The organism is Amorphus orientalis (assembly GCF_030814015.1).
GTDB lineage: Bacteria > Pseudomonadota > Alphaproteobacteria > Rhizobiales > Amorphaceae > Amorphus > Amorphus orientalis.
In genome coordinates this window covers 171,247-196,675 of the sequence record NZ_JAUSUL010000001.1, presented here as the reverse complement: position 1 = coordinate 196,675, position 25,429 = coordinate 171,247, and the positions used below count along the sequence as shown (strand labels likewise).

Here is a 25,429-nt window from a genome sequence, read left to right as displayed (position 1 = left end):
CCTATTCCCCGATAGGCGGGCGCTCTCCGAACAGGGCCGAGCCGACCCGCACGTGGGTTGCGCCGAACTCGACAGCCGTCTCGAAATCGGACGACATGCCCATCGACAGCCCCCCGACGCCCGCTTCCTGAGCGAGTTTTCTGAGAAGCGCAAAATGGGGGCCCGGCGCTTCGTCCACCGGCGGAATGCACATAAGACCTTCGATCGCCAGCCCGTGTTCCGACCGGCATCGCTCCAAGAACGCGACGGCGTCGCGCGGCGGAATACCCGCCTTCTGCTCCTCCTCGCCGGTGTTGATCTGCACGAACAGCTTTAGGGCGCGACCTTGCCGTCCCATTTCGGTAGCAACCGCCTTGGCAATCTTGTCCCGATCGATGGTGTGGATCGCGTCGAACAGGGCGACCGCCTCCTTGGCCTTGTTCGATTGCAGGGGCCCGATCAGGTGCAGATCGACGTCCGGGTGGGCCTCCTGCAGAGCCGGCCACTTCGCCTTGGCTTCCTGGACCCGATTTTCTCCGAAAATGCGGTGACCGGCGTCGATGACCTCCGCAGCCGCCTCCGCGGGAAAGGTCTTGGAGACCGCGATCAGGCTGACCGATCCGGCCGGCCGCCCCGCGCGGCGTTCAGCCCGCGCGACCTTGCCCTTGATGGCCGTCAGTCGCTCGCTCACCGTTTCCGACATGCTTCATCCGTCCCGCGTCCGCCGTGTTCCAGGTGCCGCACCCGCGTTCAGCTCCATCACCGGCCGGCCCCCGTGAGGCTCCGGTCATCAAGCCCGGGAACACCAAGCTTCCTGCATAGCAACGGCCGGGCGGCGCTTCCAGTTGACCGGGGTGCGGTTTTTTGGTGACTGTCTCGCACCATTGGATCGATCCCCATTACACGAGTAGAGCCGTCGATGAGCACATCGGAGCGCTACCACGCCCGCGAAATCGAGGCGCGTTGGCAACAAGAGTGGGACGCGCGCGGCGTGTTTCGCACCCAGAATCACGATGCACGTCCAAAGTACTACGTGCTCGAGATGTTTCCCTATCCGTCCGGCCGCATTCACATGGGGCACGTGCGGAACTACGCCATGGGCGACGTGATCGCCCGCTACAAACGCGCCAAGGGCTTCAACGTCCTGCACCCGATGGGCTGGGACGCGTTCGGCATGCCGGCGGAAAACGCGGCCATGCAGAACAAGGTGCATCCGCGCGAATGGACTTACTCGAACATCGCGCACATGCGCGGCCAGTTGAAGCAGATGGGACTGTCGATCGACTGGGATCGGGAGATCGCCACCTGCGACGTCGAGTATTATCAGCAGCAGCAGCGCCTGTTCCTCGATTTCTACGAAGCCGGCCTGGTTGCCCGCAAAACGGCGAAAGTGAACTGGGACCCGGTCGATCACACCGTGCTCGCGAACGAGCAGGTAATCGAGGGTCGCGGCTGGCGCTCCGGGGCGGAAGTCGAGCAGCGCGAGCTGACCCAATGGTTCTTCCGCATCTCGGAGTTCAGCGAGGAGCTGCTGACGGCGCTTGATGGCCTCGAGCGCTGGCCGGAGAAGGTCCGGCTGATGCAGAAGAACTGGATCGGCCGCTCCGAGGGGCTGCGGCTGCGCTTCGAACTGACCGGAACCGGCCCGGACGGCTCTGCCGACCTCGAGGTGTTCACGACGCGGCCCGACACGATCTTCGGTGCGAGCTTCGTCGCCGTGGCGGCCGATCATCCCCTGGCCCTTGCAGCCGGTGAACGCGACCGGAAGCTTCAAACCTTCATTGAGGAATGCCGGAAGCTCGGTACCAGCGCGGTCGCGGTCGAAACGGCCGAGAAGAAGGGCTACGACACCGGCCTTCGCGTGCGGCATCCGTTCGACCCCGATCAGACGCTGCCGGTCTTTGTCGCGAACTTCATCCTGATGGACTACGGCACCGGCGCGATCTTCGGCTGCCCGGCCCACGATCCGCGCGACCTTGAGTTCGCCCGCGCCTATGGACTGCCGGTGAAGCCGGTGGTGCTGCCGCCTCACGCGGATGCCGCGACGTTCTCCATCGGCGACGAGGCCTATACCGGCCCGGGCACGATCATCCATTCCCAGTTCCTCGACGGCCTGTCGATCGAGGATGCCAAGGACGTGGTGGCGATCCGGCTTGAGAAGCGGACGCTCAACGGCGCGCCCCAGGCGGAGCGCCAGGTCAACTACCGCCTGCGCGATTGGGGCATTTCCCGGCAGCGCTACTGGGGCTGCCCGATCCCGATGATCCATTGCGCGTCCTGCGGCACGGTTCCCGTACCCGCGCGCGATCTTCCGGTGCGGCTGCCGGACGACATCACTTTCGACAAGCCCGGCAATCCGCTCGATCGGCATCCGACCTGGACGAAGGTCGCGTGTCCGGAGTGCGGTGCGGAGGCCAGGCGCGAGACCGACACCATGGACACGTTCGTCGATTCGTCCTGGTATTTCGCCCGCTTCACGGCTCCGCGTGCGGTTGCCCCGACGGAACTGGACGCCGTCGATCATTGGCTGCCGGTCGATCAGTATATCGGCGGCGTCGAGCACGCGATCCTGCACCTGCTCTATTCGCGCTTCTTCGTGCGCGCGATGAAGAAGACCGGCCATATCCGGCTGGACGAGCCGTTCGCCGGCCTCTTCACCCAGGGCATGGTCACCCACGAGACCTATAAGGACACGTCGGGCGCCTGGCTCTTTCCCGAGCAGGTCGTGGATCGCGACGGCCGATATGTCCACGCGGAGACGGGCGAACCGGTCACCGTCGGCCCGATCGAGTCGATGTCGAAGTCGAAGAAGAACGTCGTCGACCCGACAGCGATCATCGCCGAGTACGGCGCCGACACCGCGCGCTGGTTCATGCTGTCCGACACGCCGCCGGAGCGCGACATTCAGTGGACGGAAGCCGGCGTCGAAGGCGCCCATCGCTTCGTGCAGCGGATCTGGCGGATGGTCCAGGACTCGGCCGGTCCGCTGGCCGACGTCTCCGAGGGCCCCGGAAAGGGCGCCGACGCCGAAGCCTTGCGGAAGGCCATGCACCGGACCCTGAAGGCGGTGGAGCGCGATATCGAGGATCTCGGCTTCAACCGGGCCGTTGCGCGCGTCTACGAATACAGCAGCCTTCTGAGCCGCTATGTTTCCGGCGGTGCGATCTCGCCGGATCTGGCGCCCGCCCTCAAGAGCGGCTTCCGCTTTTTGATCGTCATGATCGCGCCGATGATGCCGCATCTGGCGGAGGAGGCCTGGTCGGTGCTCGGCTTCAAGGGACTGGTCGCGGAAACACGGTGGCCGGACGTCGATCCCGCGCTGCTGGTGGACAGCACGGTGACGCTGCCCGTCCAGGTCAACGGCAAGAAGCGCGGCGAGATCACGGTGGACCGGAATGCCCCTTCGGAAGAGGTCGAGGCGGCAGCGCTGGCGCTCGAAGAGGTCAAACGGTATCTCTCGGGTAACGCACCCAAGAAGGTGATCGTCGTGCCGCAAAGGATCGTCAATGTCGTCGCCTGAAGCCCAGCCTTTCAGCCGCGCCCGCACATGGACGCGCCTTGCCGCCGCGGCACTCGTCGTCGGCTTCGGCGCGGCCGCGCTTTCCGGGTGTCAGGTCCGACCGCTCTATGCGGACCTCTCCCCGGGGTCGGAATCGAGCGTTCAGGCACAGTTGAAGCAGGTGTCCGTCGCCGGCGGCGGCGGCCTGCAGATGCAGCAGTTCCGGAAGGAGCTGATCTTTCGGTTTTATGGCGGCGGCAGCGATCCGACCTCTCCCCTTTACCGCCTGACCTACACCACGTCCTCACAATCGGCGTCCCTCGCCGTTCCCGTCCAGGTCGACGAGCCGAGCGCTGTTTCCACCATCCTGAGCGTCGACTTCGCTCTGATTGAGATTTCCAGTGGACTGACGCTCCTGACCGGAACCAGTTTCGCGTCCGCATCCTACGACTACTCGAGCCAGCGCTTCGCCAACACACGCGCTGCCGAAGACGCGCAGCGGCGGGTGGCTGTCTCCGTTGCTCAGGATGTCGCCAATCGGATCGCCGCCTACTTCGCTGCCGCCGAGAGCCGCTGACAGGAAACCGCCATGGCGGTCGTAAAAGCTTCCGAGATCGACCGCCGCCTCGCGGAAACGAGCCGCCTGCCGCCGATCATCCTGGTTTTCGGTCCGGATCATGGCCTGGCAGCCGAGCGCGCGCGCACCCTCGTCGACAAGCTGGTCAGCGACGACGATCCGTTTTCGGTCATCCGCCTGGGCGGAGACGAAGTGGGCTCAGATCCCGGACGCCTCAGCGACGAGGCCCGAACCGTCGCCCTGTTCGGGGGACAGCGGGTGGTATGGGTTCGCGATGCCGGGACGCGGAACCTCGCACCCGCCCTGGAGCCGCTGCTCGAGACGCCGCCGGAGGCCGCCTTCGTGGTAATCGAGGCCGGCGACCTGAAGCCGACCTCGCCAATGCGCAAGCTGGTCGAGAAGAGCGATGCCGGCCTCGCGGTACCGTGTTACAGCGACGGCGCCCGGGACATCGATCGGCTGATTGCCGAAGAAGCCGGCCACTTCGGCCTGCAGACGTCCACGGAAGCCCGCGAAGCGCTCCACGCTCTGCTGGGCTCCGACCGCGCCAGCAGCCGGTCCGAAATCGCGAAACTCTGTCTATACGCCCGCGGCGACGATACGATCCGGCTTGACCACGTCGAAGCCGTCGTCGGCGACAGCTCGGCCCTTTCCCTTGACGAGATCGGGGACGCGGCCTTTCTCGGGGACGCCAAGGCCAGCGTGCAACGGCTCAAGCGCCTGGAAGCCGCGGGCACACATCCCTCAGTGGTTGCAGGATCGGCCCTACGGCTGGCCCAGCTGCTTCACCGCATGCGGGCACAGGTCGACCAGGGTGTCGGTCCCGAAACCGTCGTCGATTCCGCCCAACCCCGCATCTTCTTCCGCCGCAAGCCGGCGATCAAATCCATGCTGAAGAGCTGGTCCAACGCCCGACTGATCAAGGCGGAACGACTGCTTCACGAGACGGTCCTGGCCACCCGGCGCCATCCGGCCCTCGCTTTCGACCAGGTCGCCGACGCACTGCTGATTGTTGCGCAGATGGCGCGGGCCCGGCGCTGATCCCACTTCATGGCGGAAACGACGATCCGTCGGCCGCTGACACTTAGCCGGCTTATCGGAGATTCAGAGATCGCTCCGACTTTTCTGAGCCGGGAAACCAGCCTTATGATTCAAGCAATTATCGATCTGCTCGGATGGGGTGAGAGTGTCAATCCGCCTCTTCCAGCCGTCGAATGACCTCGTCGAGCTGCTCCAGCGTCCGGTACCGCACTTTCAGCTCGCCCGCACCCGTCGGCCGGTGGGCCACCGTGACCTTCAGCCCGAGCGCAGCGGACAGGCGCTTCTCAAGCGCACGTGTGTCTGCATCCTTGGCCGTGTCCCGTGCCATTTCGGAGACGGCCGATTTGACCTTCTCTCCGGCGAGCGTCTCCGCATCGCGCACCGAAAGCCCTTGCTTCACGATCCGGTCCGCCAACGCATCCGGATCCTCGGCTGTCAGAAGCGCCCGGGCGTGGCCCGCCGTCAGCTCCCCCCCGGCCACATAGGTGCGCGCCTTGTCGGACAGCTTCAGCAACCGGAGCGTGTTGGCCACATGACTGCGGCTCTTTCCGATCACCTTGCCGAGTTCGGCCTGGGTATAGGAAAAATCGGCCATCAGCCGTTCGTAGCCGTGCGCCTCCTCAATCGCGTTGAGATCGGCCCGCTGAACGTTCTCGATGATGGCCAGCTCGAGCGCCTGCCGGTCGTCCACGTCACGGATCACCACCGGCACGTCGTGCAGACCGGCCTTCTGGGCGGCGCGCCAGCGCCGTTCGCCGGCGATGATCTCGAACACGCTGTCGGATGCGGGCTGACGGCGGACCAGAATCGGCTGGACCACGCCGCGATCCTTGATCGAGGATGCCAGCTCCGACAGATCGGTCTCGTCGAAGGTCTTGCGCGGATTCCGGGGATTGGGGACCAGAAGGTCGATCGGAACCTTCCGCAGCCCGCGCGTGTCTTCCTCGCTCACCCGCTCGGGTTCGACATCGCCCAGCAGGGCTGCAAGCCCTCTTCCCAGCCGCTTACGGGACGCGTCCTCAGCCATCACTCAGACCCCCACGGGAGCGAAACGAACGATCATGCGGCGACACCCGCGCGCATCTGCCTCTCGCGCTGGATCACTTCGGACGCGAGCCGCAGATAGGCCTGGCTCCCGGGACACTTGAGATCGTAGAGCAGCGCCGGCTTGCCATAGGACGGCGCCTCGGAGAGACGGACGTTCCGCGGAATCACGGTGTCGTACACCACGTCGCCCATGGTCTCCCGGACGTCCTCGACGACCTGATTGGAGAGGTTGTTGCGGGCATCGAACATGGTGAGCACGACGCCATGGATGGCGAGCTCCGGATTGAGGCCGTGCTTGACCTGCTCCACCGTGCGAAGGAGCTGGCTGAGCCCTTCGAGCGCGAAGAACTCGCACTGGAGCGGGACAACGACGGCGTGGGATGCCGCGAGCGCATTGATCGTGAGCAGCGTCAGCGACGGCGGACAATCGGCCAGCACATAGCTGAAAGGTCCGGCGCGGTCGTCGCCGGCCGCGTAGGCGTCGGCCAGCCCGAATACGGCGGTGCGAAGCCGCTGGGCCCGGTCAGCCTCCGACCCGATCTCCAGATCGAGGCCAAGGAGATCCAGCGTGGACGGCGCGATCGAAAGACGCGGAACCGCTGTCGGAACAATGACTTCCGGCAAGCTCGCCTCGCCGACCAGAACGTCGTAGATCGACCGTTCCCGGGATTTGCGATCGATGTTGAGGCCGGTCGACGCATTGCCCTGCGGATCGAGATCGACGATCAGGACGTCCTCTCCGATGGCCGCCAGGGCGGTTCCGAGATTGATGGCCGTCGTGGTCTTTCCGACGCCGCCCTTCTGGTTGGCGACCGAGAGAAATCGCGGCGATTTGGGCAATGCGCTCATGATGGCGTCCCTTGGTCCCGCTCCGAGATCCGGCTGATCTCGAGAATACGTCCAGCCGGATCGGTCATGCTCTCATGTATTACCACGTCAAACGCGAATCGAGTCCGCGCATCCGCAATCTCGCGTTCGAATTCTGCGCCCTTGTGGAGAACTGCGACGGCGCCGGCGGCCGCCATGGGTCCGATATGGCCCAAAAGCGCGCTCAACGGGGCCAGAGCCCGCGCCGTTACGGTGTCCACCTCTCCGGCGAGGGAACCAGCGGTGTCCTCGATCCGCGTCGGGTGGACGGACACCGGCAGGGACAACTCCCGGGCCGCCGTCCTCAGAAACGCGGACTTGCGGACGTTGCTCTCCACCAGATGGACCTTTGCATCGCGTTCATTCGCGAGAAGGACCGCCAGGACGAGGCCGGGAAAGCCGGCGCCGCTGCCAAGATCGGCGATCCGGCGCATCTCGGGCCGGATGCGGATCAGCTGCGCGCTGTCGAGAACGTGGCGCATCCAGACATGGTCCAGACTGCTAGGCGAGACGAGGTTCTTGATCTTCTGCCACCGGCGCAACAGGTCGACCAGCCCCTCGAGCCGGTCGAGTGTTTCACGTGAAACCTCCGGCAACGCCTCCCGCAGGAGATCGGGGCCCTCTTCGCCGCGACCGGTCACGCGGCCCGGCGCCCGCGGTCGGCGCGCCGGCTGTAGGCCGCGAGCAGGGTCATCGCAGCCGGGGTCATACCGTCGATCCGTCCAGCCTGCGCCAGCGATGCCGGCCGGACAGCCTCCAGTTTCTCGCAGAGCTCAGCCGACAGGCCGGGCATGGCGCGATAATCGAGGTCGCCGGGAAGCGCGCGGTTCTCGCTCTTGCGCAAGGCGGCGATATCGGCCGCCTGGCGATCGACATAGGCGGCGTAGGTCGCATCGACGACCAGGGAGGCCAGGATATCCGGCGCGATCTCCCGGATTTCCGGCCAGGTTTCCGCCAGCTTCTCGACGCCGGTTCCCGGAAGCCTCAGCAGATCGAACGCCGTCCGACTCCGTCCGTCCTGGTTGACCTTGTATCCCGCGGCCGCCGCGGCAGAACTCGACAGCGCCAGACCCTCCAGAAGCGCACGACCGGCCGCAACTGCATCCCTGCGGGCGGTGAAGCGGGCGGCCCGTTCCGGTCCGACGATGCCCAATTCCAGACCGAGCGGCGTCAGCCGCATGTCGGCGTTGTCGGCCCTCAGGCTTAACCGGTACTCCGCGCGCGACGTGAACATCCGGTAGGGCTCGCTCACGCCCCGGGTCACCAGGTCGTCGATCATCACGCCGAGATAGGCCTGATCGCGGCCGATAATCACCGGGTCCCGGTCCGATGCCGAAAGCCCGGCGTTGAGCCCTGCCATCAAACCCTGGGCCCCGGCTTCCTCGTAGCCAGTGGTGCCGTTGATCTGCCCGGCGAGAAAAAGCCCGGATATCCGCTTGGTCTCGAGGCTCGGCCGGAGTTCCCTGGGATCCACGTGATCATACTCGATCGCGTATCCCGGCCTGAGGATCTCGACCGTTTCCAGCCCCGGCATCGTCCGCAGGAAAGCGAGCTGCACCTCCTCGGGAAGCGACGTGGAGATTCCGTTCGGGTAGACGGTCGGGTCGTCCAGGCCCTCCGGCTCCAGAAACACCTGATGCCCGTCCCGATCACCGAACCGGACGATCTTGTCCTCGATCGAAGGACAATAGCGCGGCCCGACAGACGAGATGGAGCCGGAATACATGGCCGAACGGGCCAGATTATCCCGGATCACGGCGTGTGTTTCCGGTGTGGTCCGGGTGATATGGCAGACGGTCTGCGGCGTCGTGACCCGGTCCGTCATGCGCGAGAACGGCTCGGGCGGGTCGTCGCCGGCCTGCTCTGCAAGCACCTCCCAGGAGATCGTCCGGCCGTCGAGCCGCGGCGGCGTCCCGGTCTTGAGCCGACCCATGCGAAAACCGGCCGTCGACAGCGTCCGCGCAAGTCCCGTCGACGGCGCCTCCCCCATCCGGCCCGCCGGAATCCGCTTTTCGCCGATATGGATCAACCCGTTCAGGAAAGTCCCGGTCGTGAGCACGACGGCGGATGCCCCCAGGATCGCACCATCGGCCAACCGCACGCCCCTAACGGCGCCGGCCTCGACGACAAGGTCCTCGGCCTCACCTTCCACGATGGTCAGACCCTCCACCGCATCAAGGGCTTCCGCCATGGCACGCCGATAAAGCGCCCGGTCCGCCTGGGCCCGCGGGCCCTGCACCGCCGGCCCTTTCCGGCGATTGAGCACGCGGAACTGGATGCCGGCGGCGTCGGCAACCCGGCCCATCAGACCGTCGAGAGCGTCGATTTCCCGGACGAGATGCCCCTTTCCAAGCCCGCCGATGGCGGGATTGCAGGACATCGCGCCGATCGTCTCCCGGGAAACGGTGACGAGCGCGGTGGACGCACCCGTGCGCGCGGCCGCCGAAGCCGCTTCGCATCCGGCATGGCCGCCGCCGATCACCACAACGTCAAAGGACTGATCCATGTCTGTCTCATCCGCCCTGTCGGGCGATCATCATCGTCTGTGTTCGTCATGACCTAGCGCCACTGCCGGCCATGGTCAAAGGCCTGCCGGTTTCACGTGAAACCGCTCGGCTTCATTTGCCGATGCAGAATGTCGAAAACACGGCTCCTAGGACTTCTTCCGGATCAATTCGGCCCGTAAGCCGGCCGAATGCAACCCCTGCCCTGCGCAGATGCTCCGCCCGCGCCTCCGCAGGCAACCCGTCCGACAACGCAGCCCAGAGCTCCCGCTCGGCTTCCATCAGCTCCGTGCGATGACGTTCCCGCGTCACGAGCGCATCCTCGCCACCCGAAAGCTGATCGGCGGCGAGCCACCCGAGCCGGGAAATCAGTGGGTCGAGACCACGCTCCGACACGGCCGACACCGTCAGGTCCGGCGCGTCCCTGCCGTAGTCGGGATCGAGATCGGCCTTGGTTCCCACCCGGACCACGTTGGGATGATCCGGAAAGGTTTCACGTGAAACCCCTTCGCCGACCGGGGGAACCAGAACGAGGACCACATCCGCCGAAGCCGCTCGATCCCGCGCCCGCCGGATCCCTTCCAGCTCGATCGGATCCTCGGTTCGCCGCAGTCCGGCCGTATCGAGCAACCGGATCGGATAGCCGGACAGGTCCAGATCGACCTCGAGAACATCCCGCGTCGTGCCCGGAGTGGCCGTCACGATGGCCACGTCCCTGCGCGCCAACGCATTCAGAAGGCTGGACTTTCCGGCATTCGGCGGCCCCACGATCGCGACCTCCAGACCACGCCTCAGCCGCTCTCCCCGCTCCCCGTCCACGAGAGCGGCGGCAAGCTCATCGGCGAGCGCCGCAATATCCCCCATTGCCGCCGCTTCGCCGTCGTCCGGCACATCGTCCTCGTCGGCGAAATCCAGCCCGCTCTCGACGATCGCAAGCGCCTGGATCAGCCGCGCCCGCCACGCTTCCACCTGGCCGCCGATAAAACCGCCCGCCTGCCGCACCGCCTGCCGACGCTGCCCTTCCGTCTCCGCAGAGATCAGGTCGGCCAGTCCCTCGACGGCAGCGAGATCCAGCCGCCCGTTCTCGAACCCGCGCCGGGTGAATTCGCCGGCTTCCGCAAGTCGCAGTCCCGGCGCCCGGGTCAACACCCGCAGCACCGCCCGAACGACCGCGGGTCCGCCATGACAATGGAACTCGACGAGATCTTCGCCGGTTACGGTGTCCGGGCCCGCGAAGCCTGCGACCAGCGCCTGATCCAGCGTCTCGCCGGTTTCCGGGTCGCATAGCGTCCGCAACCTCAGTTTCCGGTCGCCCGGTATCCCCCCGCAAACCTGCCGCGCCTGGTCGAACGCCGCGGGACCGCTCAGGCGAACGACAGCAATTCCAGCCGGAAGCGCTCCGGAGGAAAGGGCAACGATCGTCTCAGCGTAGGCCCTCATTTGGACGACCTTCCAATCCGCATTACCTAACCCGTACCGAGACACGACAGATCGAGGCGACGATGACCGACAATCAACTGCGCCACGAGACCAGCCCCTATCTCCTGCAGCATGCCGACAATCCCGTCGCCTGGCGGGCCTGGTCCCCCGAAGCCCTTGCGGAAGCGAAAGAATCCGGAAAGCCGATCCTGCTTTCGGTCGGCTACGCCGCCTGCCACTGGTGCCACGTCATGGCGCACGAGAGTTTCGAGGACGAAACGGTCGCAAGCGTCATGAACCGCCATTTCATCAATATCAAGGTCGATCGCGAGGAACGTCCGGATATCGACCAGATCTACATGTCGGCCCTGCATGCCACAGGGGAACAGGGCGGCTGGCCGCTGACCATGTTCCTCACGCCCGATGGCGACCCGTTCTGGGGCGGAACCTACTTCCCGAAGGAGCCGAAATACGGCCGGCCGGGCTTCGTTCAGGTCCTGGAGGCGATCGCCGACACGTTCCACAGCGAACCCAACACCATCGCGACAAACCGGGACGCGCTCCGCCAGCGTCTGAATTCCCGCCCGTCCAAGGGGCCCGAGCTCAACCCTGGTGTCCTCGACCAGGCTGTCCAGCAGCTCTTTTCCATTCTCGACCCGGTCAACGGCGGGACCCAGGGCGCGCCCAAGTTCCCCAATGCGATGCTGTTCGAGATGCTCTGGCGCGGCTACTGCCGGTCCGGAACCGGTCCGGCCCGGGACGTCGTGCTTCTGGCGCTGCGGCGGATCTCCCAGGGCGGCATCTACGATCATCTGGGCGGCGGTTTTGCCCGCTACGCCGTCGATCAGCGGTGGCTGGTCCCGCATTTCGAGAAAATGCTCTACGACAACGCCCTGCTCCTCGGCCTGCTGGTCCAGGCCTGGAAGGAGACCGGCGATCCGCTCTTCGCGGCCCGTATCGAGGAAACGATCGCCTTTCTGGATCGCGAGATGTCGACGGAGGACGGGGCCTTCGCTTCGAGCCTCGACGCGGATTCCGAAGGCGAGGAAGGCCGGTTCTATGTCTGGACGAAAGATCAGATCGAGCAGGTTCTCGGCACCGACGAGACCGCCTTCTTCGCCTCCGTCTACGATGTGACCGACGGGGGGAACTGGGAAGGCAAGACCATCCTCAACCGGCTCAACAGCCCGGACCTGCTCGATACGGACACCGAAGAACGCCTGGCTAGGGACCGAAAACGACTTCTGGAACAAAGGGATACGCGCGTTCGGCCCGGGCGCGACGACAAGGTGCTTGCCGACTGGAACGGGCTGACGATCGCCGCCCTTGCATCAGCTTCAACCGCATTCGACCGCGTCGACTGGCTCGAGCGCGCCCAAAGAGCCTATCGGGCCGTCATCGGTCTCATGCAGCGGGGCGACCGGTTCGGCCATTCCTACCGTGCGGGCAAGCTCGTCTTTCCCGGGGTCGCCACCGATCACGCCGCAATGGCCCGCGCCGCCCTCGCCCTGCACGACGCAACACAGGAGGCTGCCTATCTTGAGGATGCGAAGCGATGGATGGCCGCCCTCGACCAGCACCACTGGGATCGGGATGCCGGCGGCTATTTCTGGACGGCAGACGATGCCGAGGCCCTGATCCTGCGTCCCAAGAGCCCGGCCGATGAAGCGGTTCCCAACGCGAACGGGATCGCACTGCCGGTCCTGGTCGACTTGTGGATGCGAACCGGTGTGTCCGCCTACCGCGATACGGCCGATGCACTCGTCGATGCCTTCTCCGGCGCGATGGTCGAAAACCTCTTTGCCACCGCAAGCCTGTTCAATGGCCTCGATTTCCGGCTGCGCCCGACATTCGTCGTCATTGTTGCTCCAGAGGGCACGGACCCGTCCGATCTTGTGGCTGTCGTCCGCAGGAGCCCCGATCCCTCCGTCCTGCTGTCCATCGCCGCGACCACCGATCATCTGCCGCAAGACCACCCGGCATCCGGCAAGACGGCGCTTGAGGGGCGGCCCACCGCCTATGTCTGCACCGCGGACGGATGTTCGCTTCCCATGACCGAGGCGGCGGATCTTCGCGCCCGCCTGCATTTGGACACACAACAGGGCAGTCAGCAGCTGGGCACTGGCAGCGAAGGCTGATCCAGGTTCAAAGCAACTTATTGAATCGCATCATGAAAAAGGGCCCGGGATCGCTCGATCCCGGGCCCCTTGACCTGTGGGCTTGATCTCCGAACCCGGGCCGTTGAACGATCCGGGATCCGGCTTTCGATCAGGTGTTCATCGAATCGAAGAAATCGCTGTTGCTCTTGGTCTGACGAAGCTTGTCCAGCAGGAACTCGATCGCATCGACCGTTCCCATCGGATTGAGGATCCGGCGAAGGACGAACGTCTTTTTGAGCTTGTCGGCCGGAACCAGCAGCTCTTCCTTGCGGGTGCCGGAACGCTGGATGTCGAGGGCCGGGAACACCCGCTTGTCCGCGACCTTGCGATCCAGAATGATCTCGGAGTTGCCGGTGCCCTTGAACTCCTCGAAGATCACTTCGTCCATGCGGCTGCCGGTGTCGATCAGCGCCGTCGCGATGATCGTCAGCGAACCGCCCTCCTCGATGTTCCGGGCGGCACCGAAGAACCGCTTGGGGCGCTGCAGCGCGTTGGCGTCGACACCACCGGTCAGCACCTTGCCCGACGACGGCACCACCGTGTTGTAGGCGCGGCCGAGGCGGGTGATGGAATCCAGCAGAATGACCACGTCGCGCCCGTGCTCGACGAGCCGCTTTGCCTTCTCGATCACCATTTCGGCGACCTGGACGTGCCGGGCGGCCGGCTCGTCGAAGGTGGACGACACCACCTCGCCGTTCACCGAGCGCTGCATGTCGGTCACTTCTTCCGGCCGCTCGTCGATCAGGAGAACGATCAGATAGCATTCGGGATGGTTGGACGTGATCGAGTGGGCGATGTTCTGAAGCAGAACCGTCTTGCCGGTGCGCGGCGGCGCCACGATCAGCGCGCGCTGGCCCTTGCCGAGCGGGGCGACCAGATCCAGGATCCGCGACGACATGTCTTTCCCGGTCGGATTCTCGATCTCCATGTTGAAACGGTGATCGGGATAGAGCGGGGTGAGATTGTCGAAATGGATCTTGTGCCGCGCCTGTTCCGGCTCGGCGAAATTGATGGTGTTGACCTTCAGAAGGGCGAAATAGCGCTCGCCTTCCTTGGGACTGCGGATCTGGCCTTCGACCGTGTCACCGGTGCGAAGCGAAAAGCGACGGATCTGCGATGGGGAAACATAGATGTCGTCCGGTCCCGGCAGATAATTCGCGTCCGGCGAGCGCAGGAAACCGAAGCCGTCCTGCAGTACTTCGACAACACCTTCACCGATAATATCGACTTCACTGGCCGCCAATTGCTTAAGAATGGCGAACATGAGTTCTTGCTTGCGCAAAGTGCTGGCGTTTTCGACGTCCAGTTCTTCAGCAAATGCAATGAGATCAGGCGGAGATTTCGATTTAAGCTCTTGAAGCTTCATCTCCCGCATGGGGCATTCCTTGATACTCGGCGCGGGCGCGCCGACGGCACGTGTATTGGAGGGTGAGTGCAGATTGGAGAGCGGGGATTGCGAAGCGCGGGTACCGCTGGTTCAGCCGCGCTAGCGCTCGACTGTAACTCTGCATCTTCGGAGAGGCTTATTAGTAGTCGTTTCCTGCACGAGCTTCAAGGCCAGAACGTGACGGTTTTCTCAAAACGGCTTGAGAACCACCAGTCCGACGATGACAACCAGAAGAAGCGCCGGAACCTCGTTCATAATCCGGTAGTAGCGGCCGGAATGCAGATTGCGGTCCTCGGCGAACGCCCGGACCCATCGGGCGCACAATCCGTGGATCACTGTCATCGCGATCACCAGCGCGAGTTTCGCGTGCAGCCAGCCTGAAGACCAGAAGCCACCGACAGTTACGACGGCAAGTCCGAACACCCAGCTGGCGATCATGGACGGGGTCATGATCCCGCGAAGAAGCCGCCGCTCCATGACCTTGAAGGTCTCCGACTTGTCGGATCCGACCGCAGCATCCGCGTGATAGACCATCAGGCGCGGCAGGTAGAGCATGGCCGCCATCCAGGCGATGACGGCCAGGATGTGCGCGGTCTTCAGCCAGAGATACGCGCTTGCCATGGGGTGTCCTCAGCTCCTCATCGAGCGGTCTAACGGGAGCTCGCCCTGACCTGGGCAACCATCTCTTCGACGTGGGCAATCGGCGTCTCCGGCACGATCCCGTGGCCCAGATTGAAGACGAACGGGCCATCCGAATAGGTCTCGAGGATGGCGTCGATCCCGCGCCTGAGCGCTTCGCCGCCCGCGACGAGCCGCATCGGGTCGAGATTGCCCTGAACGCAAACCGATTTCTGAACCGCCCGGCCCATGTCTTGCGAGACGGACCAATCGAGGCCGACCGCGTCAGGGCGCACGGTCTCCACGAAGTCCCGCAGCCTGTCTCCGGCGTTCCTGGGAAAAACGATGATGGGCACGTTCGGATGCTTCCCGCGGACATGGCCGACGATCCGTACGATCGCGTCCGCCGACCAGCGCGGAAAGGACAACGTATCGAGCGTTCCCGCCCAGCTGTCGAAGATCTGGAGCGCATCGCATCCGGCGTCGACTTGGGCGCACAGATGCTCCGCGACGGAATCCGCAAGCAGGGTGATCAGGCGGTCGAACCGGTCCGGATCGGCAAAGGCCGCCCGCCTTGTCGGTGCCTGATCCGGCGTTGTGCGACCGGCGATCATGTAGGTCGCGAGTGTCCAGGGGGCGCCGGCGAACCCGATCAGGGACGTATCGCCCGGCAAAGCCCGGCGGGTTCGCGAAATCGCCTCGTAAACCGGCGCCAGGTGGGTGGACAGCCGACCGGGATCGAGATCGTCCAGAGCATCGAGCGCAAGCGGATCGAGACGTGGGCCGACCCCTTCCTCGAACCGGACCGGCTGTCCGAGAGCATCTGGGATCACCAGGATGTCAGAGAAGATGATTGCCGCATCGAACCCGAAACGCCGGATTGGTTGCAACGTCGCCTCGGAGGCGAGATCCGGCGAATAGCAGAAATCGAGGAAGCCCTTAGATTGGCTTCGAAGCTCCCGGTATTCGGGGAGATAGCGTCCCGCCTGACGCATCAGCCAGATCGGCGGTGGGCTGGATGCCTCCCCTCTCAGCACCTTCGCGAAAAGGGTCGGCTTGGTGTGGTCCTCTGCGTCCACCGTCTGGCTCCCCTATAAAAAGGAATCTGAATCTTAATTCCTATTATTTCTATTAGGCGGTCGAACTGCAGGGAATTAACACGCCCTTGCAGATGACCGTTTCCCCTAACCGATCGCAGGAGTGACGGGAAGAACTTCCCTCCCAAGCCGGGAAAAGACAGATATTGACTCGCTCTCGGCTGAGGAATCCCGGCCACCCTGGTGCACCATTTGGCGGACGATCCCGGCTGGGCAAGCGGTGGACGACGTGGGGACGAATAAGGACGGCGATCGATCATCCCCATTATTCATCCTTCACTCTTCGACCTGTCCACCCGGGGACAAAGCGGTGGACGAATTCCGGTCTATCCGCAACCATGACAGCCGTCTGCGGGCGGTTCGCCGAGTTGCCCACACTTGCCCACAGTTTGTGAGACCCGAGCTTGGAAAACGTCCCGACCTTCTTCCATCTCCATCTCGTTTCGGATTCCACCGGCGAAACGCTCATGACGGTCTCCCGGGCGGCGATCGCCCGATACGAGAACGTGGAGGCGATCGAACACGTCTACCCGCTGGTGCGCACCGATCATCAGCTGAACCGGGTCGTGTCCGCGGTCGAGGAAAACCCCGGCATCGTGATGTTCACCCTGGTGGATCAGACGATTTCCGAGCGGCTTCTGCGCGATTGCCGCGAACTGAGCGTTCCGTGCGTCGACGTACTCAATCCCCTCGTGCAGGTGCTTCAGTCCTATCTGAACGTCCCCACGATCTCCCGGATCGGGGCGCAGCATTCCCTGGATGCAGACTATTTCCGCCGGATCGAGGCGCTGAACTTCGTCATGGTCCATGATGATGGCGCGGTTCCCGACGATATCGAAGAAGCCGATGTGATCATCATCGGCGTGAGCCGCACCTCAAAAACGCCGACCAGCATCTACCTGGCCAATCGGGGCGTGAAGGCGACCAACATTCCGATCGTTCAGGATCTGCCGGTCCCGCAAACCCTGTTCACCGCCGAACGTCCCTTGGTCGTCGGCCTCGTGGCCACGCCCGAACGGATCGTCCAGCTGCGCGAAAATCGCCTGCTTTCGCTCAATGCGATCAAGCCGGCGCGCGGGGACTATGTTGACCGGCAGGCGGTGGCCCGCGAAATTGCGCACACGCGGCGCCTGTGCGCCGAAAACGGTTGGCCGATCATTGACGTCACCCGCCGCTCCATCGAAGAAACCGCCGCGTCGATCTTGGCGCTATTGAACGATCGCAGATATGCTTCGAGCCTCACAGAAGACGGAACGGGCTGACGAGACCTCCCTGGTTCTCGCCTCGCGGAGCGCTGCACGCTCCCGCATGATGGCTGCTGCCGGATTGAGCTTTTCCACCGCGGCCGCGGACATCGACGAGCGGAAGGAAGAGTTGAACGAAGGTCGCATGACCCGTGATCCGGGTCAGATCGCCGCTCATTTGGCGGGTGTGAAGGCCCTTGCCGTCAGCGCCCAGTTTCCCGATGCCCTGGTCGTCGGCGCCGATCAGACCCTCGACCTGGATGGCGAGCGGTTCGTGAAGCCGGATGATCTGGACCAGGCGCGCAATCAGCTCGTGCGGCTCCGTGGCAAGAGCCATGTGCTTCATTCGGCGGTCACCTGCGTTCGGGGTCAGGAAATTACCTGGCAGGCGGTGGAAACGGCCCGGCTGACCATGCGGGATTTTTCGGACCGATTTCTCGATGACTATATCGAGGTGGCCGGTTCGCGCGCGCTCGAGAGCGTCGGCGCCTACCATCTGGAGGGCGTCGGAGTTCAGCTGTTCGAAAAGGTGGAAGGCGACTTCTTCACGATCCTCGGGCTCCCTTTGCTGCCGCTGCTGGGTTATCTCCGCTCCATCGGGATTGCGGCATCGTGAGCCTGGATGGTCCGAAATCAGGCGTCATCGGCTGGCCGATCGCGCATTCGCGGTCACCGCTGATCCACCGGTTCTGGCTTCAGACCTACGGCCTGCCGGGGGCCTACGACGCAATTGCCGTGTCACCAGAGACTGCCGAAACGTTCTTCACGACGTTTCGCTCCAGCGGGCTTGTCGGTGCGAATGTCACGGTACCGCACAAGATCGCCGCGGCGTCGGCCTGCGACGACCTTTCCGGGACGGCCGAAGCGCTCGGGGCCGTGAACACGCTCTGGCTCGAAGGGGACCGCCTTCTCGGCGACAACACGGACGTCCACGGATTCCTGGCCAATCTCGACGAGAAGGCGCCCGGATGGGAGGACGCTGAAGGGGATGCGCTCGTCATCGGTGCCGGCGGGGCTGCACGGGCCGTGGTCTATGGGTTGATCTCGCGCGGACTGCAGGTGGTGATTGCGAACCGGACGAAGGAACGGGCCGATCAGCTCGCCGACGCCTATCCGGACGCCAGGAGCGCCGACTATTCGGCGCTTGCCGGGGACCTCGGCTCCTACGGATTGGTCGTGAATACGACCAGTCTTGGTATGGCCGGCAAGGGGCAGGTGCCGATCGATCTTGCCGGAGCCGCCGACGCAACAGTCGTCGCCGATATCGTTTACGTGCCGCTTGAGACCGGCCTCCTCCGCCAGGCGCGGCAGCGGGGGCTCAGAACGGTGGATGGCCTCGGAATGCTGCTTCACCAGGCCGCCCCGGGCTTCGAGCGCTGGTTCGGGCGGCGCCCGGAGATCACAGACCGTCTCCGCGCGGCGGTGCTTGCCGATCTCGCGGGTGCGTCATGATCGTCCTTGGTCTGACCGGATCAATCGGCATGGGAAAGTCCACGACGGCCCGGATGTTCGCCGACGAAGGTGTGCCCGTCTACGATGCCGATCGCGCCGTTCATGAGCTCTATCGCGGCAGGGCGGTTGCCGCGATGGAGGAGGCCTTTCCGGGTGTGGTGGTCGATGGCCAGGTCGATCGGCGCCTGCTTGGCGAGCGGGTCATCGGCAACGAGACCGAGATGCGGCGCCTTGAGGCGCTGATCCATCCTCTTGTCCGCGAAGAGGAACGGGCGTTCCTTCAGCGGGCACGGGACTCCCTGGCCCGATGCGGGGTTCTCGATATCCCGCTGTTGTTCGAGACCGGCCGCGAGACGGCGGTCGACGCGGTCGTCGTCGTGACGGCGGACGCCGAAATCCAGCGCAAGCGCGTCCTGGGCCGGGACGGGATGACGGTGGAGCGCTTCGAAGGCATCCTTTCCAAGCAGATGCCTGATTCGGCCAAGCGTCTGCGCGCCCACTATCTGGTGGATACGGGGCTTGGAATGGAGGCGGCCCGCGATCGCGTCCGTTCGATCCTGGCCGCAACCGCCTTCATGACGGGGAAAAGCCCCCACGCTTGATTGTGTGCCGGGGTGCGGCTGTGCCACAACATCTATGAACTTGAGTGGTGAGCTTGATGCGCGAAATCGTCCTCGACACGGAGACGACGGGTCTGAACCCGAAGACCGGTGACCGGCTGGTCGAGATCGGCGCGGTCGAACTCGTCAACCACATCCCGTCCGGCCAGCATTTCCACGTCTACATCAACCCCGAGCGCGACGTTCCCGACGAAGCGTTCCGCGTGCACGGGCTGTCGACGGACTTTCTCAGGGACAAGCCGGTCTTCGCAGCGGTGGTGGAAAGCTTCCTCGAGTTCATCGGTGACGATCCGCTTGTGATCCACAACGCCGATTTCGACATGGGCTTCATCAACTGGGAGCTCGGGCTCCTCAAGCGGATGGCGATCGGAAGCCATCGCGTGGTCGACACGCTGGCCCTGGCCCGCCGCAAGCATCCCGGCGGCGGCAACAGCCTCGACGCGCTCTGCAGCCGCTACGGGATCGATAATTCACGTCGGGAAAAGCACGGCGCATTGCTCGACTCCGAGCTTCTTGCCGAAGTCTATCTGGAGCTGATCGGCGGCCGCCAGGCGGCGCTGACGTTGGTGTCGACCGATACCCAGGAGGCCGGCCAGGGATCGGCCACATTCGGGGAAAGAAAGCCGGTGCGCGCCCGCCCGACGCCGCTGGCGCCTCGGATTTCCGAGGACGATCTGGCCGCCCATGCCGCGTTCGTGGAAAAGCTGGGCCCGGACAGCATCTGGCAGACCTATCAGCCGGGATCCGCCGGAGACGCCCGGGAGCGCCGTGCCTGAGGCGTCGGGCGAGCCGGGTCGAAGTCCCCGCGGAAGGATCGTCTGATCCCTCCGTCGAGGCCGATGTCGGACGTCAGTTGGTCGCGGCCGAGGAATTCTGGGCTTCGGCCAGGTTGCGGCGGTAGAGGGCCGCGAAATCCACCGGATCGATCATGAGCGGCGGGAAGCCGCCATTGCGCGTGGCCTCGGCGACGATCTGCCGCGCGAACGGGAACAGCATCCGCGGCGCCTCGATCAGAAGGAACGGATGGATGTGCTCCTTCGGCATGTTCTGGAGCCGGAAGATGCCGGCATAGTCGAGTTCCACGTGAAACAATGCGCTGTCGCCTTCGCCCGCCTGGGCCTGGAGCTTCAGCGTCACTTCGAAGTCGGTTTCCGAAAGCCCCCGCGCCGTGACGTTCACGTCGATGTTGATTTTCGGGGACTGGGACTGCTGCTGAAGCGACGCCGGGGCCTGGGGATTTTCGAAGGAGAGATCCTTCGCGTACTGGGCAAGCACCCGGATGGAGGGCTGGGCACCGGCGCTCTCGCCCGAGCCGGCCGGCTGCGCGCCCTGGGAAGAAGAAGTGTCGCTCATTGGGCAGATCCGTCGGTTGGCCGCGCTCCGGCGGCGAAAGGAATGAAGCAGGGCTCAGCGCCTACGCGAATTCCAAACGGTTCTCAAGGCTTCGGACGGTCGATCCGGTCCTGGGAACGGCTTGAGTCGGGGCTCTGCGACCAGGGGGACTCGGAGTTGGCGGGTCCGTACTCGCCTTCGTTGAGATCGACCACGGGACCATCCCTGCCCCCGGTCGGCCGTCGTCCGGCCTCGGGCTGGACCACCGTGACGGCGATCCGGGAGCGGATGAACCGCCAGATGCCTTCCCGGACCGGTGGCACGAACAGAAGGAAGCCGATCGTGTCGGTCACGAAGCCCGGGGTCAGCAGGAGAACGCCGGCCGCCAGGATCATGGCACCGTGACCGAGCTCCGAGCCGGGCACACGGCCGGCGTCCATCTCCGATCTGATCCGGGTCAGCAGCGACAGGCCCTGATGGCGCAGCAGGACGCTGCCGATCACCGCCGTCAGAAAGACGAGCGCGATCGTAGGCAGAACGCCGATCACGCCACCGACGAGAACGAAGACTGCGATCTCCGTGGCGGGGATCGCAAGCAGGGCAATGAAAATCAGAAGTCCGGCTGGCATGGAGGCGTCATCATCTTCCGTCGGAGATCTCAAGATGGGCACGTTCGCCGCTTGGGGCGCAAGTGATCCCGTCGCTCTGACCGGATATGGGCCCTCGGATCTTCGATGCGAGGGGCGATCTGAGATGGACCCGCATGTCCCGGTTCGATAGGGTATCGGCGGTGTCATTTGGCCCGACGCCTTTATCAGCACGGTTCGGGCATTACATTAGGCCCATGGGGATCGACCCGATGTTCGAACCCGGGACGCACCCAAAGTGATCAGTGAGGAACGCTCCGCGACGGATGCGGGCCGTGTAAGAGCCGAACGGTAGCAGGGAATGAGCGAGTTCTTCGACATCTACAATGTCATCTTCCTTGCGTTGGCGGTGGCGATATTTCTGCGCCTGCGCAGTGTGCTCGGTCGACGCACGGGCAACGAACGGCGTCCGTTCGATCCCTATTCCGCCCGCGAGCGGAGCGAACCGGCAGGCGAGTCCGGTCACGACAACGTGGTCACGCTCCCGCGCCCGAGCACCGAGCCCTCCGGGACGGCCGCGGCAAGCCCGGCCGAGCGCATTCAGACGGCCGCGAAACCCGGAACGCCGCTCTATGATGGCCTTTCGGCAATTGCCGAGGCGGATGCGAGCTTCGAACCGAAGTCCTTCCTGGAAGGGGCCCGCGCGGCTTACGAGATGATCGTCACGGCGTTCGCCGACGGGGATCGGAAGGCCCTGACGCCGCTTCTGTCGAAGGACGTGCTCGACGGTTTCGTCGGCGCCATCGACGAGCGCGAGAAGCGTCAGGAGCGGGTGTCGTCGACCCTGATCGGCATCGAGAAGGCCGAGATCAGCGACGCCGCGCTCAAGGACTCCACGGCCCAGGTCACCGTCCGCTTCGAGAGCCAGATGATTTCCGCGACCTACGATGCCGAGGGCGCCGTGATCGACGGGGATCCGAACAAGGTCGTGGAAGTGACCGATATCTGGACCTTCGCACGCGATGTCCGCGATCCGGATCCGAACTGGAAGCTCGTCGCGACCGAATCGGCTTGATGGGTGCATGGCGTGGCCGCGTCGGCCGGCTGGTGCTGGCCGGCTGCGTGAGCGCTGCATGCGGAGCGGCTTCGATGGCGTTCGCAACTACATGCGATGCAGGCTTCGAGATGCTGGCCGGCTGGACCGATGCGCCGTTGGCCGCCTCCCTGGCCACATTCCGACGGCATTGCCCCGAGATCGGCGAGCGCCATCCGGAATATGCCCCGGTCTGCAATGCCCAGCGCGCCCTGCCCGCTGACGTAGATGACCACGTCGCGCGGACCTTTTTTGAGATCTGGTTCCGCCCCGAAATCGTCGCGGGGCCCGGGAAGGGCTTTGTAACGGGATATTTCGAGCCCGAGATGGAGGCCGCGAGGGAGCCGAGCGCGGAGTTCTCCGTTCCGCTCCACCGGCGGCCCGATGATCTTGTCGGTGTCAACGACGGCAACCGTCCCGCCGGATTTCCGGACAATCTCGAATTCGCCCGATCGACCGAAACCGGACTCGAACCCTACCCGGACCGCGCGGTCATCCGCGACGGCGCACTTTCGGACCGCGGGCTCGAACTCGCCTGGCTTGCGGATCCGGTGGATGCGTTCTTTCTCCATGTGCAGGGCTCAGGCCGCCTGCGTTTCGCCGACGGCTCGACCATGCGGGTCAGCTACGCCGGAAAGACCGGGCATCCCTATGTGCCGATCGGGCGGATCGTCGTGGAACGCGGCCACATCGCCCGCGAGGACCTCGACTATCCGCGTCTGAGGGACTGGCTGAAGGCGCATCCGGACGAGGCGCGCGAGATCATGGGCATGAACCCGTCCTACATCTTCTTCGCGCCCGTCGAGGGACTGGCGGAAACTGACGGACCGGTCGGCGCGGCCGGCAAGAGCCTCGTTCCCGAAGTCAGCCTCGCCGTCGATCTCGCCCATCACGGTTTCGGCGAGCCGCTCTGGATTGATGCGCGCCTGCCTGCCGATCCGGGAACCGGCGGGCAGCCGTTCCGTCGCCTCATGATCGCCGAGGACCGGGGGTCCGCGATCGTCGGCGAGGCGCGTGGGGACATCTTTTTCGGCTCTGGGGCCGCGGCGGGCGAGCGCGCCGGCCGGATCAAGCATTCCGCGACGGTGTACCGGCTCGTTCCCAGACGCTGCGATGGCGGCGAGCAGACGGATGGCGGTTAGGCGACGACGCGGTCCCCGCCGCCTCAGCGACGAGGAGCGCGCCCTCTGGTCGAAGGTGGCCGAGAGCGTGATGCCGTTGCGTCCGGAAAAGTCGCTGGATCCGCAGGAGCCTGCGCCGCCGGCGGACGATCTTTCCGGGCCGGACCCACGGACGGCGCCGAAAGCGCCTGTGCGGAAGGTCGCTGCAGTGCCCCAGGCCCCGCCTGCACCCCGGCACCGCAGTTCCCGGCCGGCGCCGATCGAGCGGCGGACCTTACAGAAGATCGCGCGCGGTGCCCTGCCGATCGATGGCCGGCTGGACATGCACGGCATGCGTCAGCAGGCCGCGCACGGAGCGCTGCGGGCGTTTCTGATATCGGCTCAGGCGCGGGGCGGCCGGATCGTGCTGATCATCACCGGCAAGGGCAGGAGCGGTGACGAAGAAGCGGGTGTGCTCCGCCGCCAGCTTCCGCACTGGCTGGAAGCCTCCGATCTGAGGCCGCTGATCGTCGGGATGGCCGTCGCCCATCGCGGCCACGGCGGCGATGGTGCTTTCTACGTCCAGCTGAGGCGTCGCCCCGGCCCGGACCGCTGAGCCGGATTTGACCTGGCGAATGCCCTAGGCGGCGGAGCGCCCGTTGGTCCGGCCCCGCCGGCTCGACACGAAGCCCACAATGTCCTTCGCGCCGTCGATCACGGGTGCGGCGATCTCAGCCGCCCGGTCGGCGCCGTCCGCGAGGATTTCGTCCAGCTGGCCCGGATCGGCCAGAAGCCGCCGCATCTCCGCGTTTACCGGCGCGAGCACCTCGACCGCAAGGTCTGCGAGCGCGGGCTTGAACTTGGCGAACGGCGCGCCGCGGAAATCCGATAGCACCGCCTCACGGGTCGAGTTGGCGAGCGCAGCGTAGATGCCGACGAGATTGTCGGCCTCCGGACGGCTCTCCAGCCCCTTCACCTCTTCCGGCAGGGGCTCCGGGTCGGTCTTCGCCTTGCGGATCTTCTGGGCGATCTGGTCGCGATCGTCGGTCAGGTTGATCCGCGAGTAATCCGAGGGGTCGGACTTGGACATCTTCTTGGAGCCGTCGCGCAGGCTCATCACCCGCGTCGCAGGTCCCTGAATCACCGGCTCGGTGATGGGGAAGAACTCCTCCCCATAGCCCAGCTCGGCGATACGGTCGGCGAAATCGTAGTTGAACTTCTGGGCGATGTTGCGCGTCAGTTCCAGGTGCTGCTTCTGGTCCTCGCCCACCGGCACGTGGGTCGCCCGGTAGGCCAGAATGTCGGCGGCCATCAGGTTCGGATAGGCGAACAGACCGACCGACGCGTTCTCGCGGTCCTTGCCGGCCTTCTCCTTGAACTGCGTCATGCGGTTCAGCCAGCCCATCCGGGCCACGCAGTTGAAGATCCAGGCCAGTTCGGCGTGCTCGTGGACCTGGCTCTGGTTGAAGATGATGTTCTTCTTCGGATCGATGCCGGCGGCGATGAAGGCCGCCGCGACGGACCGGATCGCGTTGGTCAGCTCGATCGGCTCCTGCCAGACCGTGATCGCGTGCATGTCCACGACGCAATAGACGCACGGATACTCGTCCTGGAGCGACACGAAGCGGGTGATCGCGCCAAGATAGTTTCCGAGGTGCAGGTTTCCGGTCGGCTGTACGCCGGAAAATACGCGAGGTTCGAACGCCGTCATCCGGTTGGTCCATCACTGTCCGGGGAGCGAGAAACCCGGGTTATGGCGAAGCCGGGCCTCCGGCGCAACCCGCACGTGACCGCCCGCATCGCTTCG

24 protein-coding genes are annotated in these 25,429 nt (G+C 65.0%); 12 read left to right on the top strand and 12 right to left on the bottom strand.

All coding sequences use genetic code 11. The features are described 5' to 3' along the window. Position 1: 1 nt before the first annotated feature. Complete coding sequence (locus J2S73_RS00885; RefSeq protein WP_306883538.1) at positions 2 to 682, bottom strand: YggS family pyridoxal phosphate-dependent enzyme; 681 nt, start codon at positions 680 to 682, stop codon at positions 2 to 4. Positions 683 to 898: 216 nt separating this feature from the next. On the opposite strand from J2S73_RS00885, the gene leuS reads away from it, so the two are divergent. From leuS to holA, 3 genes are read left to right on the top strand one after another with little or no spacing between them, the layout of a single operon-like run. Then, positions 899 to 3,499 (top strand): leucine--tRNA ligase, encoded by a 2,601-nt coding sequence (gene leuS, locus J2S73_RS00880; RefSeq protein ID WP_306883537.1) that lies wholly within the window; start codon positions 899 to 901, stop codon positions 3,497 to 3,499. Continuing rightward, positions 3,486 to 4,055, top strand: a complete 570-nt coding sequence (locus tag J2S73_RS00875; protein WP_306883536.1) for a hypothetical protein — start codon at positions 3,486 to 3,488, stop codon at positions 4,053 to 4,055. Before leuS ends, J2S73_RS00875 begins: the two co-directional genes overlap by 14 nt. Before the next feature lie 12 nt (positions 4,056 to 4,067). Beyond that, positions 4,068 to 5,096 carry a DNA polymerase III subunit delta gene (gene holA, locus J2S73_RS00870; RefSeq protein ID WP_306883535.1) on the top strand — a complete coding sequence of 343 codons (1,029 nt, stop codon included), beginning with the start codon at positions 4,068 to 4,070 and terminating at the stop codon, positions 5,094 to 5,096. Between the two features lie 148 nt (positions 5,097 to 5,244). Here the strand turns inward: holA and J2S73_RS00865 are convergent, their stop codons facing one another. From J2S73_RS00865 to mnmE, 5 genes are all read right to left on the bottom strand, one after another. Next, positions 5,245 to 6,123, bottom strand: a complete 879-nt coding sequence (locus J2S73_RS00865; RefSeq protein WP_306883534.1) for a ParB/RepB/Spo0J family partition protein — start codon at positions 6,121 to 6,123, stop codon at positions 5,245 to 5,247. 32 nt (positions 6,124 to 6,155) lie between these two features. After that, positions 6,156 to 6,992: a ParA family protein gene (locus J2S73_RS00860; RefSeq protein WP_306883533.1), complete on the bottom strand. Its 837-nt coding sequence runs from the start codon at positions 6,990 to 6,992 to the stop codon at positions 6,156 to 6,158. Further along, the gene (gene rsmG / locus J2S73_RS00855) at positions 6,989 to 7,651 is read right to left on the bottom strand and encodes a 16S rRNA (guanine(527)-N(7))-methyltransferase RsmG (protein ID WP_306883532.1); all 663 of its coding nucleotides are present in this window, start codon (positions 7,649 to 7,651) and stop codon (positions 6,989 to 6,991) included. The genes J2S73_RS00860 and rsmG overlap by 4 nt, the downstream gene beginning before the upstream one ends. Then, on the bottom strand, positions 7,648 to 9,516 hold the full coding sequence (gene mnmG, locus J2S73_RS00850) for a tRNA uridine-5-carboxymethylaminomethyl(34) synthesis enzyme MnmG (protein WP_306883531.1): 1,869 nt from the start codon (positions 9,514 to 9,516) through the stop codon (positions 7,648 to 7,650). The genes rsmG and mnmG overlap by 4 nt, the downstream gene beginning before the upstream one ends. Before the next feature lie 112 nt (positions 9,517 to 9,628). After that, on the bottom strand, positions 9,629 to 10,954 hold the full coding sequence (gene mnmE, locus J2S73_RS00845) for a tRNA uridine-5-carboxymethylaminomethyl(34) synthesis GTPase MnmE (RefSeq protein ID WP_306883530.1): 1,326 nt from the start codon (positions 10,952 to 10,954) through the stop codon (positions 9,629 to 9,631). Positions 10,955 to 11,016: 62 nt separating this feature from the next. On the opposite strand from mnmE, the gene J2S73_RS00840 reads away from it, so the two are divergent. Continuing rightward, the gene (locus J2S73_RS00840; RefSeq protein WP_306883529.1) at positions 11,017 to 13,071 is read left to right on the top strand and encodes a thioredoxin domain-containing protein; all 2,055 of its coding nucleotides are present in this window, start codon (positions 11,017 to 11,019) and stop codon (positions 13,069 to 13,071) included. A gap of 130 nt (positions 13,072 to 13,201) precedes the next feature. Here the strand turns inward: J2S73_RS00840 and rho are convergent, their stop codons facing one another. The 3 genes from rho to hemE all read right to left on the bottom strand — a co-directional run bounded on the left by rho (position 13,202) and on the right by hemE (position 16,176). Further along, a complete protein-coding gene (rho, locus tag J2S73_RS00835) occupies positions 13,202 to 14,467 on the bottom strand; it encodes a transcription termination factor Rho (RefSeq protein ID WP_306883528.1) in 1,266 nt (421 codons plus the stop codon). Positions 14,468 to 14,668: 201 nt separating this feature from the next. After that, a complete protein-coding gene (hemJ, locus tag J2S73_RS00830) occupies positions 14,669 to 15,100 on the bottom strand; it encodes a protoporphyrinogen oxidase HemJ (protein WP_306883527.1) in 432 nt (143 codons plus the stop codon). A 29-nt stretch (positions 15,101 to 15,129) separates the two neighbouring features. Continuing rightward, positions 15,130 to 16,176, bottom strand: coding sequence for a uroporphyrinogen decarboxylase (gene hemE, locus J2S73_RS00825; RefSeq protein ID WP_306883526.1), 1,047 nt, complete (start codon positions 16,174 to 16,176; stop codon positions 15,130 to 15,132). A gap of 422 nt (positions 16,177 to 16,598) precedes the next feature. Between hemE and J2S73_RS00820 the strand changes: the two genes are divergently transcribed. Genes J2S73_RS00820 through dnaQ form a run of 5 tightly spaced genes read left to right on the top strand, consistent with a single transcriptional unit; the run spans position 16,599 to position 20,286 of the window. Beyond that, positions 16,599 to 17,456 (top strand): pyruvate, water dikinase regulatory protein, encoded by an 858-nt coding sequence (locus tag J2S73_RS00820; protein WP_306883525.1) that lies wholly within the window; start codon positions 16,599 to 16,601, stop codon positions 17,454 to 17,456. Then, the gene (locus tag J2S73_RS00815) at positions 17,422 to 18,054 is read left to right on the top strand and encodes a Maf family protein (RefSeq protein WP_306883524.1); all 633 of its coding nucleotides are present in this window, start codon (positions 17,422 to 17,424) and stop codon (positions 18,052 to 18,054) included. The genes J2S73_RS00820 and J2S73_RS00815 overlap by 35 nt, the downstream gene beginning before the upstream one ends. Next, positions 18,051 to 18,890, top strand: coding sequence for a shikimate dehydrogenase (locus J2S73_RS00810; RefSeq protein ID WP_306883523.1), 840 nt, complete (start codon positions 18,051 to 18,053; stop codon positions 18,888 to 18,890). The genes J2S73_RS00815 and J2S73_RS00810 overlap by 4 nt, the downstream gene beginning before the upstream one ends. Further along, a complete protein-coding gene (coaE, locus tag J2S73_RS00805; protein ID WP_306883522.1) occupies positions 18,887 to 19,492 on the top strand; it encodes a dephospho-CoA kinase in 606 nt (201 codons plus the stop codon). The genes J2S73_RS00810 and coaE overlap by 4 nt, the downstream gene beginning before the upstream one ends. A gap of 56 nt (positions 19,493 to 19,548) precedes the next feature. Beyond that, positions 19,549 to 20,286 (top strand): DNA polymerase III subunit epsilon, encoded by a 738-nt coding sequence (dnaQ, locus tag J2S73_RS00800; RefSeq protein ID WP_306883521.1) that lies wholly within the window; start codon positions 19,549 to 19,551, stop codon positions 20,284 to 20,286. Positions 20,287 to 20,359: 73 nt separating this feature from the next. Here the strand turns inward: dnaQ and secB are convergent, their stop codons facing one another. Together secB and J2S73_RS00790 are read right to left on the bottom strand one after the other, a co-directional pair. After that, positions 20,360 to 20,863, bottom strand: coding sequence for a protein-export chaperone SecB (gene secB, locus J2S73_RS00795; RefSeq protein WP_306883520.1), 504 nt, complete (start codon positions 20,861 to 20,863; stop codon positions 20,360 to 20,362). An 83-nt stretch (positions 20,864 to 20,946) separates the two neighbouring features. After that, complete coding sequence (locus J2S73_RS00790) at positions 20,947 to 21,471, bottom strand: FxsA family protein (RefSeq protein ID WP_306883519.1); 525 nt, start codon at positions 21,469 to 21,471, stop codon at positions 20,947 to 20,949. Positions 21,472 to 21,790: 319 nt separating this feature from the next. Between J2S73_RS00790 and J2S73_RS00785 the strand changes: the two genes are divergently transcribed. From J2S73_RS00785 to J2S73_RS00775, 3 genes are all read left to right on the top strand, one after another. Beyond that, the gene (locus tag J2S73_RS00785) at positions 21,791 to 22,504 is read left to right on the top strand and encodes a Tim44/TimA family putative adaptor protein (protein ID WP_306883518.1); all 714 of its coding nucleotides are present in this window, start codon (positions 21,791 to 21,793) and stop codon (positions 22,502 to 22,504) included. A gap of 74 nt (positions 22,505 to 22,578) precedes the next feature. Further along, entirely contained in the window at positions 22,579 to 23,664 is a 1,086-nt protein-coding gene (mltA, locus tag J2S73_RS00780; RefSeq protein ID WP_306883517.1) for a murein transglycosylase A, read from the top strand. Continuing rightward, positions 23,654 to 24,238, top strand: coding sequence for a Smr/MutS family protein (locus tag J2S73_RS00775; RefSeq protein WP_306883516.1), 585 nt, complete (start codon positions 23,654 to 23,656; stop codon positions 24,236 to 24,238). Before mltA ends, J2S73_RS00775 begins: the two co-directional genes overlap by 11 nt. A gap of 24 nt (positions 24,239 to 24,262) precedes the next feature. On the opposite strand, the gene trpS is transcribed toward J2S73_RS00775, so the two are convergent. Next, positions 24,263 to 25,333: a tryptophan--tRNA ligase gene (gene trpS / locus J2S73_RS00770; RefSeq protein WP_306883515.1), complete on the bottom strand. Its 1,071-nt coding sequence runs from the start codon at positions 25,331 to 25,333 to the stop codon at positions 24,263 to 24,265. Positions 25,334 to 25,429 lie beyond the last annotated feature (96 nt).

Coding starts and splice junctions, on each gene's coding strand:
- J2S73_RS00885 (WP_306883538.1), bottom strand. CDS start 682: ATGTCGGAAACGGTGAGCGAGCGACTGACGGCCATCAAGGGCAAGGTC.
- leuS (WP_306883537.1), top strand. CDS start 899: ATGAGCACATCGGAGCGCTACCACGCCCGCGAAATCGAGGCGCGTTGG.
- J2S73_RS00875 (WP_306883536.1), top strand. CDS start 3,486: ATGTCGTCGCCTGAAGCCCAGCCTTTCAGCCGCGCCCGCACATGGACG.
- holA (WP_306883535.1), top strand. CDS start 4,068: ATGGCGGTCGTAAAAGCTTCCGAGATCGACCGCCGCCTCGCGGAAACG.
- J2S73_RS00865 (WP_306883534.1), bottom strand. CDS start 6,123: ATGGCTGAGGACGCGTCCCGTAAGCGGCTGGGAAGAGGGCTTGCAGCC.
- J2S73_RS00860 (WP_306883533.1), bottom strand. CDS start 6,992: ATGAGCGCATTGCCCAAATCGCCGCGATTTCTCTCGGTCGCCAACCAG.
- mnmG (WP_306883531.1), bottom strand. CDS start 9,516: ATGGATCAGTCCTTTGACGTTGTGGTGATCGGCGGCGGCCATGCCGGA.
- mnmE (WP_306883530.1), bottom strand. CDS start 10,954: ATGAGGGCCTACGCTGAGACGATCGTTGCCCTTTCCTCCGGAGCGCTT.
- J2S73_RS00840 (WP_306883529.1), top strand. CDS start 11,017: ATGACCGACAATCAACTGCGCCACGAGACCAGCCCCTATCTCCTGCAG.
- rho (WP_306883528.1), bottom strand. CDS start 14,467: ATGCGGGAGATGAAGCTTCAAGAGCTTAAATCGAAATCTCCGCCTGAT.
- hemJ (WP_306883527.1), bottom strand. CDS start 15,100: ATGGCAAGCGCGTATCTCTGGCTGAAGACCGCGCACATCCTGGCCGTC.
- J2S73_RS00815 (WP_306883524.1), top strand. CDS start 17,422: ATGCTTCGAGCCTCACAGAAGACGGAACGGGCTGACGAGACCTCCCTG.
- coaE (WP_306883522.1), top strand. CDS start 18,887: ATGATCGTCCTTGGTCTGACCGGATCAATCGGCATGGGAAAGTCCACG.
- dnaQ (WP_306883521.1), top strand. CDS start 19,549: ATGCGCGAAATCGTCCTCGACACGGAGACGACGGGTCTGAACCCGAAG.
- secB (WP_306883520.1), bottom strand. CDS start 20,863: ATGAGCGACACTTCTTCTTCCCAGGGCGCGCAGCCGGCCGGCTCGGGC.
- J2S73_RS00790 (WP_306883519.1), bottom strand. CDS start 21,471: ATGCCAGCCGGACTTCTGATTTTCATTGCCCTGCTTGCGATCCCCGCC.
- J2S73_RS00785 (WP_306883518.1), top strand. CDS start 21,791: ATGAGCGAGTTCTTCGACATCTACAATGTCATCTTCCTTGCGTTGGCG.
- mltA (WP_306883517.1), top strand. CDS start 22,579: ATGGCGTTCGCAACTACATGCGATGCAGGCTTCGAGATGCTGGCCGGC.
- J2S73_RS00775 (WP_306883516.1), top strand. CDS start 23,654: ATGGCGGTTAGGCGACGACGCGGTCCCCGCCGCCTCAGCGACGAGGAG.
- trpS (WP_306883515.1), bottom strand. CDS start 25,333: ATGACGGCGTTCGAACCTCGCGTATTTTCCGGCGTACAGCCGACCGGA.